Origin of the sequence: Corallococcus exercitus (assembly GCF_003611585.1) — a bacterium.
Taxonomy (GTDB): domain Bacteria; phylum Myxococcota; class Myxococcia; order Myxococcales; family Myxococcaceae; genus Corallococcus; species Corallococcus exercitus.
Genome location: NZ_RAVW01000236.1, coordinates 1 through 15,260 on the forward strand (window position 1 = coordinate 1; position 15,260 = coordinate 15,260).

15 protein-coding genes are annotated in these 15,260 nt (G+C 70.8%); 4 read left to right on the forward strand and 11 right to left on the reverse strand.

Annotated features, from left to right (window positions below):
• The first annotated feature begins 275 nt into the window (after nt 1-275).
• The 4 genes from D7W79_RS25850 (at nt 276) to pdxA (ending at nt 4,578) form a co-directional block, all read left to right on the forward strand.
• Nucleotides 276-1,295, forward strand: coding sequence for an alpha/beta hydrolase (locus tag D7W79_RS25850; RefSeq protein WP_120528062.1), 1,020 nt, complete (start codon nt 276-278; stop codon nt 1,293-1,295).
• A gap of 177 nt (nt 1,296-1,472) precedes the next feature.
• A complete protein-coding gene (locus tag D7W79_RS25855; protein ID WP_120528063.1) occupies nt 1,473-2,483 on the forward strand; it encodes a peptidylprolyl isomerase in 1,011 nt (336 codons plus the stop codon).
• Nucleotides 2,484-2,548: 65 nt separating this feature from the next.
• Nucleotides 2,549-3,520 (forward strand): peptidylprolyl isomerase, encoded by a 972-nt coding sequence (locus D7W79_RS25860; protein WP_120528064.1) that lies wholly within the window; start codon nt 2,549-2,551, stop codon nt 3,518-3,520.
• Nucleotides 3,517-4,578: a 4-hydroxythreonine-4-phosphate dehydrogenase PdxA gene (gene pdxA, locus D7W79_RS25865; protein WP_244221964.1), complete on the forward strand. Its 1,062-nt coding sequence runs from the start codon at nt 3,517-3,519 to the stop codon at nt 4,576-4,578. The genes D7W79_RS25860 and pdxA overlap by 4 nt, the downstream gene beginning before the upstream one ends.
• Here the strand turns inward: pdxA and D7W79_RS25870 are convergent.
• From D7W79_RS25870 to D7W79_RS25920, 11 genes are all read right to left on the reverse strand, one after another.
• Nucleotides 4,490-4,819, reverse strand: coding sequence for a hypothetical protein (locus D7W79_RS25870; protein ID WP_120528065.1), 330 nt, complete (start codon nt 4,817-4,819; stop codon nt 4,490-4,492). The genes pdxA and D7W79_RS25870 overlap by 89 nt on opposite strands.
• A gap of 8 nt (nt 4,820-4,827) precedes the next feature.
• Complete coding sequence (locus tag D7W79_RS25875; protein WP_120528066.1) at nt 4,828-5,325, reverse strand: SRPBCC family protein; 498 nt, start codon at nt 5,323-5,325, stop codon at nt 4,828-4,830.
• Entirely contained in the window at nt 5,322-5,672 is a 351-nt protein-coding gene (locus tag D7W79_RS25880) for an ArsR/SmtB family transcription factor (RefSeq protein ID WP_120528067.1), read from the reverse strand. The genes D7W79_RS25875 and D7W79_RS25880 overlap by 4 nt, the downstream gene beginning before the upstream one ends.
• 77 nt (nt 5,673-5,749) lie before the next feature.
• On the reverse strand, nt 5,750-7,378 hold the full coding sequence (locus D7W79_RS25885; RefSeq protein ID WP_147442049.1) for an AgmX/PglI C-terminal domain-containing protein: 1,629 nt from the start codon (nt 7,376-7,378) through the stop codon (nt 5,750-5,752).
• A 219-nt stretch (nt 7,379-7,597) separates the two neighbouring features.
• Nucleotides 7,598-8,683, reverse strand: a complete 1,086-nt coding sequence (locus D7W79_RS25890; RefSeq protein ID WP_120528076.1) for an aldo/keto reductase — start codon at nt 8,681-8,683, stop codon at nt 7,598-7,600.
• Nucleotides 8,684-8,948: 265 nt separating this feature from the next.
• On the reverse strand, nt 8,949-9,284 hold the full coding sequence (locus tag D7W79_RS25895) for an HPF/RaiA family ribosome-associated protein (RefSeq protein WP_120528069.1): 336 nt from the start codon (nt 9,282-9,284) through the stop codon (nt 8,949-8,951).
• 157 nt (nt 9,285-9,441) lie between these two features.
• Nucleotides 9,442-10,851, reverse strand: a complete 1,410-nt coding sequence (locus D7W79_RS25900; RefSeq protein WP_120528070.1) for a S41 family peptidase — start codon at nt 10,849-10,851, stop codon at nt 9,442-9,444.
• A gap of 111 nt (nt 10,852-10,962) precedes the next feature.
• Nucleotides 10,963-11,598, reverse strand: coding sequence for a DUF1360 domain-containing protein (locus D7W79_RS25905; RefSeq protein ID WP_120528071.1), 636 nt, complete (start codon nt 11,596-11,598; stop codon nt 10,963-10,965).
• 96 nt (nt 11,599-11,694) lie between these two features.
• The gene (locus D7W79_RS25910; RefSeq protein WP_120528072.1) at nt 11,695-12,702 is read right to left on the reverse strand and encodes a zinc-dependent alcohol dehydrogenase family protein; all 1,008 of its coding nucleotides are present in this window, start codon (nt 12,700-12,702) and stop codon (nt 11,695-11,697) included.
• Between the two features lie 52 nt (nt 12,703-12,754).
• Nucleotides 12,755-13,597, reverse strand: a complete 843-nt coding sequence (locus D7W79_RS25915) for a GIN domain-containing protein (protein ID WP_120528073.1) — start codon at nt 13,595-13,597, stop codon at nt 12,755-12,757.
• A 33-nt stretch (nt 13,598-13,630) separates the two neighbouring features.
• Nucleotides 13,631-15,073, reverse strand: coding sequence for a hypothetical protein (locus tag D7W79_RS25920; protein WP_120528074.1), 1,443 nt, complete (start codon nt 15,071-15,073; stop codon nt 13,631-13,633).
• Nucleotides 15,074-15,260: the final 187 nt, after the last annotated feature.

Consider the following 15,260-nt stretch of genomic DNA (forward strand, 5'->3'; position numbering starts at 1 on the left):
CCACCCCCACCACCTGCACGTGGTACTGCTCCATCACCTTCAAGGCCCCCAGCAGTGTGTCTGTGGGAAAAACTGTGGCGATGAAGGACGACAATGCTTCCCTGAACCCCCGGCCCTGCCCCATTTCCACGACCTCCCCGAGATGGACTCACATTCCCTGCAACTGTCCTGCCGTCCCGGGAAAGTCCGCCAGCGACACTCCGGCATCGGCCGGGCGTCGGGCGTAGACTGAAGGCGTGACATCACGACAGGCACCAGCACCCCGGTTGAGCCGGATGGCGGACCTCTTCACCAAGGCGGTCGAGCGGAGCAAGGAGGGGTTGCTGACCCTCAGCTTCAAGCCGGACGAGCTGTACCGGGTGCCCACGGACGACGGAGCGGCCATCGCCCTGGGGCGCTACCACCCTCGGGGGGAGCGCCGGTTCGCGGAGCCCGTCCTGCTGTGCCATGGGCTGGGGGCCAACCGCTTCCACATGGACTTCAACGAGCAGTACAGCCTGGCGCGCTACCTGGCGCGGGCGGGGTTCGAGACCTGGGTCATCGAGCTGCGCGGCCGGGGCCTGGCGGGAGCCTGCTCGGACTGGAATTTTGATGATCAGGCTGAACACGATGTGAGAACGGCTTTGCGCACCGTGATGTCCACGGGTGCCCAGCAAGTGCTCTGGGTGGGCCACTCCAAGGGCGGTCTGATGCTCTACGCCCACCTGGCCCGCAACCCCCAGGCGCCGGTGAAGGCCGCGGTGTCCCTGGGCGCCCCCTTCACCTTCGCGGTGCAGCCGGGCCTGCGGGCGTTCGTGCAGCGGGTGGAGCCCTTGCTCAAGCTCAAGGTCATCCCTACCCGCCGTGTCACCAGCATCGCCTTCTTCGGGGCGCCGCCGGGGCCGCTCACCCGGTACATGATGCTGGCGGACAACATGGATCCGCAGGTGGTGCGCTGGGCGCTGGCCAACGTGCCCGCCGACGTGGCCGGGGGCGTGGGACGGCAGTTCGCCCGGTGGATCACCACCAGCCAGTTCACCACCTTCGACGGGAGCTTCGACTACCGCGAGCCGCTCGCCGGGGTGAGGATTCCCTTCCTGCTCATCGCCGGCAGCCGGGACCTGCTCGCGCCGCCGCTGGCGGTGTCCCGGGCGAAGGAGCACCTGGGGGGCCCGGTGAAGATGCTGGTCGCCGGGCGCGGCCACGGCTTCGCGGCGGACTACGGCCACGCGGACCTCATCCTGGGCCGCAAGGCGCCGGACGAAATCTTTCCCCAGGTGGAGGCCTTCCTGGCCTCCAACGCCACGCCCCTCTAGGCGGGTCCCCCCTCCCGGGGCGCCGGTTGTCCGGGCCCGCCCGGCGTGCTACCCGGAAGGCCACTCCATGGGCCCATCCGTTCGCTTCCCATCCCGGCCGTGACGTCCCGCTTGAAAGCCCGGCGGCCCGGCACCACCGTGGAAGGTCCCCTGTTCCCTCCCCCGAGGCCTCCGCGCATGCGTCCCGCTTCCTTCCGCGCCTCCCTCCCGTCGTGGTCCGTCGCCGTCACCCTGGGGGTCGCCCTGGGCGTGTTGGGGCTGGCGGGCTGCCGGCCGCAGGCCCAGGAGGGCCCGGACCCCACGGTGGTGGCCACTGTGAACGGCGAGTCGCTCAGCCGGACGGACTTCGAGCAGGAGCTGGCGCGGGAGCTGGCCACCACGGAGGGCCCGGAGCCCACGCCCGAGGAGGTGGAGCCCTTCAAGCGGGCGCTCGTGGACACGCTGGTGAAGCGGATGCTGCTCCTGCAGGCCGCGAAGCAGAACAACATCGCCGTGACGCCCGAAGAGGTGGACCGGGGCGTGCTGCGGCTGTCCGGCGACTACCCGGCGGGCAACTTCAACGAGGTGCTGGCCCAGGGGCAGCTGTCCATGGCGGAGCTGAGAGCGCGGGAGGCGAGCCGGCTCACCATCGAGAAGCTCTTCACGAACCACGTCTATTCGCGCGTGGCGGTGACGGAGGAGGAGCTGCGCGCGTACTACGCGGCGCACGAGGCGGACTTCCAGGAGCCGGAGGAGGTCCACGCGGCGCAGATGGTGGTGAAGGGGCTGGACGAGGCGCGCAAGCTCCAGGTGCAGCTCAAGGCAGGCAAGAAGTTCTCCGACCTCGCCCGGCGCTATTCGCTCAGCGCGGACGCCAAGGTGGGGGGCGACCTGGGCTACTTCCCCCGGGGACAGATGCCGCCGGCCTTCGACGAGGTGGTATTCAAGCTGGGGGTGGGGCAGGTTTCGGACGTGGTGTCCACGGAGTACGGCTACCACCTGTTCAAGGTGCTGGAGCGCAGGCCGCCGAGGAAGCGGGAGCTGGCGGAGGTGCGCGCGAAGGTGGAGGGGCGCCTGCTGGAGGCCAAGCGGGCGGCGGCGCAGGAGGCGTTCGAGAAGGAGCTGCGCGACAAGGCCCAGGTGGTGGTGAACGAGGCCACGCTGCAGACCATCCGCGGGCGGCCGGCGCCGCAGGCGGCGGCGAAGTGAAGGACTTTTCCGGGGGCCCGTGGGTTGGCCTGGCCGGTGTCATGGTGTTCAAGAGGGTCGTTGCGATGAAGAACCTGGTGTCGTTCCTGGCGGCGGTGATGCTCTTCACGGGTGGCGCGTCCGCCCGCGCGGAGCTGGTGGACAAGGTGGCGGCGGTGGTGAACCGCGACGTCATCCCGCTGTCGGAGGTGCAGCAGCGCGCCGCGCCGGAGCTCCAGCGCGTGAACTCCGAAATCGACCCGCACAAGCGCGCCGAGGCCCGCGCGCAGCTGATGAAGACCGCGCTGGACACGCTCATCGGCGAGAAGCTGATGGAGGCGGAGGTCGCGCAGCTGGGCATCACCACCACCGAGGCGGAGGTGGATGAGCTGGTGCAGGACGTGCTCAAGCAGAACAACGTCAGCGACATCACCCAGTTCGAGCAGCTGCTCAAGAACGAGGGGTTCACGCTCGCCAGCTACAAGGACATGCTGCGCAAGCGCGTGGTGCGCGACAAGCTGCTGCGCATGAAGGTGGGCCCCAAGGTGAAGGTCACCGAGGAGGACCTCAAGGCCGCGTACACGCAGTACACGCGCCTGGAGGGCGAGGACGTGGAGGTGCACGCCCGCCACATCCTGGTGCAGGTGGACGCCAAGGCCACGCCGGAGCAGGTGGCCGCCGCGAAGCAGAAGGCGGAGGGCATCGCGCAGGAGGCCCGCCGGCCGGGCATGGACTTCGCGGCCCTGGCCCGCGCCCGCAGCGAGGGCCCCAGCGCGGCGGACGGCGGCGACCTGGGCTACTTCAAGCGCGGCGTGATGGTGCCCGCCTTCGAGAAGGCCGCCTTCAACCTCAAGGAGGGTGAAGTCAGCGAGCCCATCCGCACCAACTTCGGCTGGCACATCCTGAAGGTGGAGGAGCGCCGCAACGTGTCCGTCGCCTCCTACGAGGAGATGAAGCCGAAGCTGGAGTCCAAGCTCCTCAACGAGAAGACGGAGAAGTTCCTGGACCAGTACGTCCAGGAGCTGCGCTCCAAGGCCAACGTCGAAGTGAAGATGTGAGCCCGTCCCCGGTGGCCACGGCGGACGCGCTGCCCCGCGTGGGCATCTCGCTGGGGGACGTGTCGGGCATCGGGCCGGAGGTGACGGCCCTGGCGCTGGCGAAGCCCGCGGTGCGCCGCGCGCTGGTGCCCGTCATCTTCGGCGACGGGCCCACGCTGGACGGCTTCCCCCTCTTCCGCCGCTTCCCGCGCGTCGCCCTGGAGGACCTGGGCCGCACGGTGGGGCCCGCGGTGGTGGAGGTCACGCGCCTCGCCCAGAAGCACCGCGTGCCGGGCAAGCCCACGCGCGAGGGCGGCAAGGCGCAGTACGCGTACGTGCGGGCCGCCATCGACGCGATGCGCGCGGGGACGGTGGACGCGCTGTGCACCGCGCCCGTGTCCAAGGAGGAGATTTCCCGCGCGGGCATCCCGTTCATGGGCCACACGGAGGTGCTGGCGGACGCGTTCGGCGTGGACGTGCTGATGATGATGGACGGGCCGCGCGTGCGGATCGCGCTGGCGACGAACCACGTCCCCATCTCCGCGCTGCCGAAGCTGCTCACGGTGGAGAAGCTGGTGGCGCAGCTCCAGCTCCTGTCACGCAGCCTTCAGCCGGTGGTGGGGCGCAAGCCGCGCATCGCCGTGCTGGGGCTCAACCCGCATGCGGGCGAGGGCGGGATGCTGGGGCGCGAGGAGGTGGAGGTGATTGGTCCCGCCATCCGCGCCGCCCGGGCGAAGCGGGTGGATGCGCACGGGCCCATCCCCGCGGACGGGCTGTTCGCCCGGCCCGACGAGGTGGGCGCGAAGTACGACGTGGTGCTGGCCATGTACCACGACCAGGGACTCATCCCGGCCAAGGCGCTGGACTTCGAGCGCACGGTGAACGTGACGCTGGGCCTGCCCGTGCCGCGCACGTCGCCGGACCACGGCACCGCCTATGCGATTGCCGGCACGGGCACCGCGAGCTGCGTGCCCATGATGGAGGCGCTGCTCAAGGCGGCCCGGCTTTCGGGGGGCGCTGGACGAGCCGCGCCTCCAGGTGCCTCGCCAGGTCCTCGCCGTCCTCCTTCGGGTCGATGAGCTTCGCGTGCGTGCCCCGCGCCGTGGCGTCGGGGACGACGAGCACGGTGACCTTCCCCGTGGGGCAGTGACCCAGGCAGGACGCGGGGATGAGCAGCGTCTTGTCCGCCAGGCCGTGGGCCTTGAGGGCCTCGCGCACCCGGCGCGGAAGATCCACCCCGCCCGCGTCCACCGGCAGCCGCATCAGGCAGCGGTGACACAGGTGCAGCTCGATGGGGTCTGGGTCCTCCCGCGCGGCCATGCCCCAATCTAACGCTGGAAACGCTTCGTCAGCTTGTTGAGCTGGCTCTCCATTCCCATGGACGCCCGCTTCGTCCACTCCTCGCTGTGCATGGCGTCGGAGGTCACGGTCATCCGCACGGTGTCCCCCTTCGCCTGGAACTCCACCACCGTGGAGACGGTGTACGGCGCGACGCCGGGGATGAAGTCCACCGCGTGCCGGTACGCGAGCCGGCGCTGGGGCGTCACCTCCGTGTACGTGAGGCTGCTCGGGCTGGAGAGGGGCATGCCCGCCTGCTTCATGAAGGCGATCTGCTGCGGCGCGGTGGCGATCATGTCGTAGCGCAGCAGGCCTTCCGGACGCGCGTCGAGCTCGTGCACCTTCACGGAGAAGCCCTCCGGGCCCCACCAGGACTCGAAGCCGTCCTTCGTCGTCCACAGCTCCCACACCTCGTCGAGCGTCGCGGGGTAGGTCCGGTCGAAGGTGACGGTGCTGTGCTTCGGGGTCGCGGTCGTGTTCGTCGTCATGGGGGTTCTTCCTCGGGCTTGGGGTGGGCCGTGCGTGCCTTCCGTCTTCGCTCGAGCGCCTGACCGAACCGGTCGAGCCGGGCCTCCCAGAGGCCGCGATACCCGGTGACCCAGGCATCGAGTTCCTGGAAGGGCTCCGGACGCAGCGAATACAGCCGCTTCGTGCCCTCGGGGCGGACCTGGACGAAGCCCGCTTCCTCGAGGATCCGCAGGTGCCGCGAGACACCTGACTGCTGGATGTCGACCTGGGCGACCAGGTCGTTCACCGCCAGCTCGCCGCCCTTCAGCGCCTCGACGATGCGTCGACGCGTGGGGTCGGCCAGGGTCTGGAAGACGTCAACATTCATGGACGTGTATATACATATCCGTGAATGTTTTGATTGTCCAGCGCCCCTCGCGTGGGCCTGCCCGGAGGCGGGGCGGGCTAGAAGACGAAGGGGAAGCGCACGGGGGCGTTCATCGCGACGCGGTGCACGGGGAACTTCCAGCCGCGCACCTGGTCCTCGATGCAGCCGGCGAGCGGGGAGCCCTTCAGGGCCTCCGTCTCCATGGCGACGCCGGACACGGTGCCGGAGGTGTCCACGGACCAGCGCACCTGGAAGCGGCCGCCGTTCTCCAGCGCGGTGCCGGCCTTGAAGTTCTGGACGCAGGCGGCGATGGCGGGCTGGTTCGTGACGACCACGCTGGTGACGTCCGCGGGCGTGAGCTGCTCGCGCTCGGAGGAGGTCGGGGCGGGCGGGATGTAGACGGTCTTCTCCTGGGCCTGCTTCGAGGCGGAGGCCTCCGGGGACTCCGCTTCGTCGGTGAAGCCGAGCTCGCGGGCGAAGTCCTCGTCGATTTCGGACTCGGGCTGCGCGGCCTCCTCGGCCTCGGCTTCGGCGGCGGCCTGACGGGCCTGGGCCAGCTCCTCCTCGGAGATCTCCCCGCCGAAGGACATCTCGCGGACCTCGCCGGTGTCCTCGGGCGCTTCGAGCGTGGCCGCGCGCTGGGCCACGGGGGCCTTCTTCTTCGTCACCGGAGCGGGCTGCGTGGACGGCGTGGGGTCCGGGGCCAGCGTGTGCAGGCCAGTGGTCAGGCCCGCGCTCACGGGGCCCGCGAGGACCGGCGTGTTCGGAGTGAGCGCCTGCGCGGCGCGCTGTGCGTCCGTCAGCGAGGGCGTGTTCACGCCGCCCGCGATGGACTGCTGGAAGTCCGGCGTGACCTGCGTGCCAGGGACACCGTAGAAGCCCTGCGCGCCCGGCTGAGCCGCCGCGAAGCCCTGCGTGCCCGGCTGAGCCATCGAGCCCGACGAAGCACCGGCGAAGCCCTGCGTGCCCGGCTGAGCCATCGAACCCGGCTGAGCCGCCGCGACGCCCTGCGTGCCCGGAGCGCCGAGCTGCGTGCCCACGGCGACAGTGCCGGCCAGGGCCTGCGCATGCGGCGCGGCCTGCGGATCCTCCTTCGACGTCAGGCGCAGGCCCGCGACGACGAGGAGGCCCGCGGCGAGCGCGCCCATCGCCACGGCGCTGACGAAGGACATGGGGCTCATGCCGAGGATGCGCGTGGACGCGTCGGCGATGGCGGGCGGCGGAGGCTCGGGCGCCTCGGGGGCGTACGGCATCCACGGCTGCGGCGGCTGCGGCGCGTAGGCGGCGGCCGGAGAACCGGGCGTGGCCCAGGCGGGCGACGGCGTCGCGGGGTTCCACGACGTCACGGCGCCACAGGAGGGCTCCTGCGAAGCGCTGGCCGGGGACTCCTCCGCGCGCAGCCACTCCGGGATGACGAAGTTCGCGGCCTCGGCGGACAGCGTGAGCTCGGGCTCCGTGTTGTCGTTGGACGGAGGCGGCAGCGCCTGCATCCAGGACTCTTCCGTGGAGGCCAGGTCGAGCAGCGTGCGCAGTGAACCGGTCGCGAAGGACTCCGGCACGATGTCCGCGTCTTCGGAAGGCTCGGAGGCGAGCGCGCGATCCAGGCACGCATCCAGCTCGGCATCGAAGGCTTCGGGATCGCGGGAGAAGTCCGAACCGCCCACCTGCGCCCGCGAAGACACATCACCCGTCAGTAGCTCGCTCACGCCACCCTCCCCGCCGCCCGTACCGCGCCAGACCGCCTGACCACCCGACTGACTGCCAGGGGGCCGATGTTAGGAACGACCCCCGTTCGCGCCACCGCGAGCGTCCAGCCGTGAACGCTCCAGCGGTCATTTGCCCGCGAACAAGGCCCGAAACGTAAGGCCCCGCACTCCACACTGTACGCCGGTGTGCCGACAGGGCCCGGGTTTCCCCAGCCCTGATCAGTACCGCTTCGCGTCCGCCTTGGGCATCAGGTTGCTGGGCGGAGCCTGGACTCCGTTCACGCGCAGGCCCGCGTGCATGAAGGACGGCGCTCCCTGGAGGAAGGCCGCCGGGAAGTTGAGCGTGGGCTGGGATTCGTCATCCAGCGCCTTCACCTGCTGCGGCGTGAGCTTCACGTCCAGCGCGCCCAGGTTGTTGTCCAGCTGCTCCAGCGTGCGCGCGCCCAGGATGGTGGACGCCACGCCCGGCCGGCCCTGCACCCAGGCCAGCGACACTCGCGCCACCGTGCTGTTCTGCTCCTTCGCCACGCGCTGGAGCACGTCGATGAGCCGGTAGGTCTTCTCGTTGAGCGACGACTCCGCCCACGCGCCCCGGTCCGCCTTCTGCTTGCCCGCGTTCTCCCGCGTGTACTTGCCGCTCAACACCCCGCTGCGCAGCGGCGACCACGGCGTCACGCCCAGCCCCAGCTCTCGCGCCATCGGGATGAGCTCGCCCTCCACCGTGCGCTCCAGCAGCGAGTACTCAATCTGCAACGCCACCAGCGGCGCCCAGCCCCGGAAGTACGCCGTCACCTGCGCCTGCGCCACCTTCCACGCGGGCGTGTCGGAGAAGCCCACGTAGCGGACCTTGCCGGAGCGCACCAGGTCGTCCAGCGCCCGCATCGTCTCCTCGATGGGCGTGTTCGCGTCCCACGCGTGCATCCAGTACAGGTCGATGTAGTCCGTCTGGAGCCGGCGCAGCGATTCGTCGCACGCCGCCACCACCGACTTGCGGCCCGCGCCGCCGCCGTTCGGATCCTTCTCGAAGAGGTTGCCGAAGAACTTCGTGGCAATCACCACCCGGTTGCGTTTCGCCGGGTCCTTCCCCAGGTGGTCCCCGATGATCTTCTCCGAGTGCCCGAACGTGTACACGTTCGCCGTGTCGATGAAGTTGCCGCCCCGCTCGATGTAGTGGTCCAGGATGGCGTTGGACGTGTCCACGCTGCTGCCCCAGCCCAGGTCCTCGCCGAACGTCATGGTTCCCAGGCAGAAGGGGCTGACGCGCAGGCCAGAGCGGCCCAGGGTGACGTAGTGGTCGAGCGACATGGACTTGGATTCCCCCGCGATGAAGGTGGCACGGCCAGCCAAAGCGCGCGGAGCCAATCCCAGACGCCTCTCCCGCGCCAACCGCCCGTCCCGCGGACGTCCAACTCCAGACACGCTCCCGCGCCCATCCGACCTCGGGCGGACATCCCCCACGACTCTCGCGAGGTGTCCGTCCACCGCGACGCTAGCGGCTCCGGCCCAGGAGCCCTTCCGCCTCCCAGGGCCGGGTCCTGTCCAGCGCGCGGCAGCGGCCCGCTCGCGGAACTCAGCGGTGGTGCGCGTGCTGGCGTTCCGCGTGGTGTTGCAGCTGGCGCCGCGCGGCCTCGAAGGCGTCGGTGACGGCCTGGTAGGCATCCGCGTGGGTCGTGGGCTCCGCGGGTTCGCGGTCCGCGATGATGTCCCTGCCCGGCACGTGCAGCTCCACGCGGACGTGGAAGCGATGCCCCTGTGCGTGGTGCCGGTGCGGCTCCTCCACCACCACGTTGCAGCCGGTGATGCCGTCGAAGAACTGCTCCAGCTTGTCCGCCTGGTCGCGGATGTGCTCGTTGAGGGTGTCGCTCGTCTCCATGCCCCGGTAGGTGATTCGCAGTGCGCGCTTCATCGTCCGCCTCGGGTAGGGCTCCGTGCTCTGGAGCCGGTGTGGATTCAAGGCATTGCATGGGCCCTGCCAACCGCCGGAGCCCACTGGAACTCCTATAACGGCCCCTCCGTTGCGGGGCACGATGGGACACGCGCCCCGGGGCATGGGGCACGTTGAATCACGGCAGCTTGCGCAGCCGGGGCAGCAGCTCCGTCACCGGCCGTCCCAGGTCCTCCGCGTCCAGGTACACCTGCACCGCGTGTCCCACGCCCTCCACGGGTTCGGCGAAATAATTGCGCTTGGTGGGCACCACCCACGCGAAACCCGTGCGCGGCAGGACGAAGCTGGGGGCGTTGCCGTAGGTGAGGAAACCACCCGTGCGCTCGCCCACCATGGGTGCGCCGGTCGCCTGGTGCAGGGCGTAGGCTCCGCTCTCTCCCGACGACGCGGAGTCCCGGTCCACCAGCACCACGATGCGCCCCGTGAAGGGCGTCTTCGCGTGGCCCTCCACGCGGCCACTGTCGAACACGGGGCGCGAGGGCTCCGGCGTCACGGGCCACTTCGCGTGCAGGGCTTCGCGCTCCGCCTTCGCCTCCGGCGTGTCCAGCCGGCCATCCATCGCCTGCCGCTGCACGCGCGAGTTCCATTCGAAGCACGGATAGAAGGCGCCGTGCATCCACACCTCGCCGGAGGCGAACCACGTCCCGCGCACCATCGCGTCCAGCCACTGGTACACGTAGCCGTCGTCGCCACCGCTGTTGCCGCGCAGGTCGAACACCAGCAGCTTGTGCTTGCGGTGCTTCGGCGCATCCGCGACGAACTGGCGCAGCCCGGCCTCCGCTTCCGGCGGTCCGGAGAAGCGGCGGATGGTGATGATGCCCACGTCGCCCTTCGGCTCGTACGTGTAGATGTCCTTCGGCGCGAACTGCCGGACCGCACGTGGAGGCCGGACCGTGAGCGGCAGCGAGGTGTCGCCGCACCGGAGCGTCCGCGTGTCACCGCCGCCTCGCGCGGACACGGTGAGCCGCTGACCCCGTGAGCCATCCGCCTTCAGCACCGGCGCCACCCGCAGCGTGTCCGCCTGCGCGCCCGGTACGGTGCTCGCGTCGCAGGAGGCCAGCGCGAGTCCCGGAGGCGCATCGGCCTGGTACTCGCGGAAGGCGAGCCGTGGATCCTCGCGCAGCAGGTTCAAGAAGCCGGACGGACCGAAGTGGCTGTCCGTCAGCGCCTCGCGGACGGCGAGGGTCGGCGTGAGCACGCCGTCCTGGAAGGACACCGTGGGCCCGGACGCGGCCACCTTCGCGCTCCAGTCCTGGAAGAAGCGATCCGGATCAAAAGTGCGGTGCGCCAGCAGCTCCGGCCAGCCGGAGTACGTGGTGCGCAGGAGCTGGTGCAGGAAGCGCACGTCCTCCGCCAGCGCGGCGCTGTCCAGGCGCGTGTCGGGTGTGGGCTTCGGGCCTCGGAAGGCCTCGCGCAGCACGGGGCTCTCCGGGTCGTAGCAATACGCCGCGCCCGTGGTCCGCGAGTCCAGGTAGGGGGAAGCGGGCGCCGCCGTCAGCAGGCCGCCCATGAGCAGGAAGAGATGCATGCATCCCAACCTACGACGTGGCCCCTCGCGCCATTGCCCTCACGCAAGGCTCAGCGACTCGCGGTGAAGCGGCCTCGCACGAGGCGGAGGACGCGATGGCTGTCGGCCCCTTCAGCTCGGAGACGGGATGGGGGCGCGGCCGGGCTCCACGACCTGCGGCCCCCGCCCGGGCAGCTGGACCTCTGCGTCGGCGTCGGCCTCGCGCTGCTGACGCTTCGCCAGCATCTGCGCCTGAGAACGGGTGCGGTGCAGGCTTTCGCCCAGCCATTCATAGGCCCGGTGAAGATAGAAGGACGCGCCGCTCAGGGCGAAGATGGAGGCCACGAACCGCGTCTGACGGGGACGCAGTGTGGCGGACATGAGGAAGGACGCGGCCACCCAGGGGCTCAGGCAGAAGGGGCAGTCCAGCAGCTCGCCCATCACGCGACGGAACCCCGTGCCACGGGCCTTCTCACTCACCTCGCCCGCGCTGGCGTCGCCCCTGAATTGCGTGAACGGGGCGCGAACCACCGCCGTGACCTTGTCCGCCGCCACCACCCGGGTGACGACGTGCGTGGCGGCGCCAAGCAACGCGAGGTCGGCGCCGCTGAACCGCTCCGGGAGGCTGCGCCCCGACGCTCCCATCCAGCCCAGGAAGCCCAGCACGGTCGTACTGAAGGTCCCCAGCAAGATGGCGTACGAGCCCAGCGGATGGGTCTTCTCCGAGTCGTACCCTTCGAACGGTCCCGTCTCCTGAAGCGCTTTCATGGATGCACAGCCTCCGTGTGATGCAAAGCTGTGCATTCCCCCCTGCCCCCAAGCATCCGGGCGGACAGGCGCGCGGGCACTCGCTCCGATGCGGCCCTACTCCGCCGCCGTCATGTCCAGGACCGCGGCCCCGCGCACGCGGCCTTCGCGCAGGGCCTGGAGCGCCTCGTTCGCCTGGGACAGGGGAAACACCTGGACCTCCGTGCGCACGGGCACGCGCGGCGCGAGCGCCAGGAAGTCCATCGCGTCCTGGCGCGTGAGGTTCGCCACCGAGCGCACCACGCGCTCCTCCCACAGCAACGAATAGGGGAAGGACGGGATGTCACTCATGTGGATGCCGCCGCACACCACCACCCCACCCTTGTCCACGGCCCTCAGCGCGGCGGGCACCAGCGCGCCCACGGGAGCGAAGAGGATGGCCGCGTCCAGCGGCTCCGGCGGCAGCGTGTCCGAGCCTCCCGCCCAGACCGCGCCCAGCTCGCGCGCGAACGCCTGGCCCTTCACGTCGCCCTCGCGCGTGAAGGCATACACCCCGCGCCCCTGGTGCCGGGCCACCTGGATGAGGATGTGCGCGGCGGCGCCAAAGCCATACAGCCCCAGCCGGCCGCCCTCCCCCGCCATGCGCAGGCTGCGGAAGCCGATGAGCCCCGCGCACATCAGCGGCGCGGCCTCCACGTCGCGGTACGACGGTGGCAGCGGGAAGCAGAAGCGCGCATCCGCGACGGTGTACTCCGCGAAGCCTCCGTCGATGTCGTAGCCGGTGAAGCGCGCCGTGTCGCAGAGGTTCTCCCGGCCGGAGCGGCAGAAGCGGCACTGCCCGCAGCTCCACCCCAGCCACGGCACGCCCACGCGCAGCCCGGGGGCGAAGCCCTCCACCCGCACGCCCGCCGTCACCACCGTGGCCACGATTTCGTGGCCCGGCACCAGCGGCAGCTTCGGGCGCGTCAGCTCTCCGTCCACCACGTGCAGGTCGGTGCGGCACACCGCGCAAGCGTGCACCTTCAACAGCACCTGCTCCGGCCCGGGCTCCGGGATGGGCCGGTGTTCCAGCCGCAGGCGCTGCCCGGGTGCATCGAGCACCATCGCCCGCATCGTCCCTGCCATGGCCCGCCTGCCTCCCCACCCGTGAAGTCCACGGGTGTCGAAGACAAGCTAGTCAGTGCCAGTTGACCCGGCCGCTGCCGGTGACCCGGACCTGCGTCGACAGCGCGTGGCCGTACAGGTCCACGTTCCCTGACGAGTCGAGCGTGATGGCCGCCCCGCCCCCATCCACGTACGCGGCCATGGTGCCCGAGCCCCGCGACGTGAGGTTCACGTCCACGGCCCGGAGGCCCGGGGCCCCGATGCCACCGCTGCCGTCCAGCCAGGCATCGAGCCGGTTGGTGACTCCCGTGAGCGTCATGAAACCGGAGCCATCCGTGCGGGCGCGCACCTGCTTCGCCGCCCCCGCCCACTTCAGGTCCCCGGAGCCGGTCTGCGACAGGTCCACCCACTCCGCCAGGCCCTCGCCGGCCGCGCACAGCTCCATGTTCCCGGAGCCGCTGAGCTTGGCCTCCAGGGTGCGCACCCCGCCGCAGAAGCTCAGCGAGCCGGAGCCCTTCGCCACCAGCTTCACGTCCTCCTTCACGTGCTCGAAGCCCTCCACGCGCAGGGAGCCGGAGCCGTCCTGCGTCGCGCCCACCATGCGCGGCACGAGGATCTCCACCCGCGCCGGGCCGTGGGGCTCGAACGAGCCGTCCGTCTCGATGACGAGCGTGTTGCCCGGGGACACGAAGGTGCGCACGCGGTGCTGGAGGTTCTCATCCAGCGTGACCTTCACGTCCGGCGCGTCGCCTTCGCGCACCACCACCTCCATGGAGCCGCGGTTCTCCACGGTGAGGAAGTCCGTCGCCGCGCGCGTTTCCGTGACGGTGTTGCCGTCACCCTGCAGCTCCTCGGTGAAGTAGCAGCCGGACATCAGGCCCGCGCCGAGCACGGCCATCCCCAAACGGTTCCACATGGTTCCCTCCCGAACTTCGAATCGAATGCCGCGTTAGAGCTGCACGCCCAGCAACACGCCCGGCCACACGCGCACGGTGGTGCGTCCCCCGTCGGAGACGCTGCGCCACTCCGGCCCGATGCCCAGCTCCTCCCAGCGGTCTCCGTTGTCCCAGGTCACGAGCGTGTTGCCGGTGACGCCGCCGATGAGCGCGAACCGCTTCGCCACCTGCCAGCCCGCCACCAGCCGCAACTGTCCCAGCACGTTCAAGCCGTCGCCATCGCGAAAGAGGTTGTCGGCGTGGACGCTGCTGCCAATGACATCCAGGTCGAAGAACAATGGCCCCGCGGGGATGTGCGCGCCGAAGCCCGCGCCCCCCACGTAGCGGCGGCGGTGCGTGTCGGTGCCCGGGTTGAAGCCCAGCGTCAGCAGCGTGTGGAAGTGACGGCCGCCGAACTTCACCGCGATGTTGGTGTACGCGACGTCGCTCGCCCACAGCTGCACGTTGGCCTGCCCGTTGCCAATGAAGCTGAGGATGCCCAGCGCCTCGCCCTGGGACTCGCGCGCCACGTTGATCAACCCCAACTGGAGGCCGTCCACCTTGCCCGCGACGTTGATGAGGCCCACCTGCGCGCCGGACACGTCCCCGCCCACGTTGAGCAGCGACAACTGCGCGCCCTCCATCCGGCCCGCGTAGTTGAGGCCCGTGGACGCCTGGAGGCCCGACAGCGACGGGGCGATGTTCGCGCCCACCGCCGCCTGGACACCCTTGAGCGGCGCGGTCGCGATGTTCGCGCCCACCGTGAACTGGCCGCCCACGCCGCCGGAGCCCGCGATGTTCGCGCCCACGGAGAACTGGCCGCCGGACAGCGCGCCCCCCGCCACGTTGCCGCCCACGGCGAACTGGCCCGCCGTCGTCACGCCCTTCACCACGTTGAGGCCCACCGCGGTCTGGATGCCCTCCAGGTCGCCGGTGACGACGTTGCCGCCCACGGCGAACTGCGCGCCGGACGCGGGGCCGCGCACCACGTTGGCCCCGAGCGCGAGCTGCGCGCCGGACAGCTCGCCCACCCAGTTCGCGCCCAGCGACATCGCCATGCCGTCCACCCGCTTCGCATGCGTGCCGAGCGCACCGAGCGCGAACGTGGTCACCAGCCGCTCCGTGGCCGTGCCCGCGGTGCTCACGTGCGGCATGGCCATCAGCACCGCCGGGACGTGGATCTCCTCCGTGTCCGAGCGCTGCTGGGCCACGGCGGCGGCCTTCACCGGTTCGCCACCCGTCGCGGCCTCCACGAGGGGCGCGGGCGACAGCGCCGCGACCGGGACCGCGACGGCCGGGACGCCCTGAGCAGCGGCGGCATCCGGGGGCGGGGCCTCCCGCGCGGAGACGGGGCGCGGATCCGCGGCGGGAGTTCCTTCCGTCCGCTCCTCGGCTCCGGCCGCTCCCGCCGCCACCGCGACCATCACCCCGACGCACACCGCGACCTTGCGCTTCATCGCCTGAACCTTCCTGAAGGGATTCGAACGGGGCGTCGTCGCCCCTCGCGGCGAAGGGAACACCGGCCCCTTCCAGAACTGTCACCTGCCCGTCTTCGCCTCCCACGAATCCCGGTGTCCGGCCCTCCTCCGCCGCTACGCTTCCCCCCTATCTCTTATACACATCTGACGCTGCCGACGATACAGC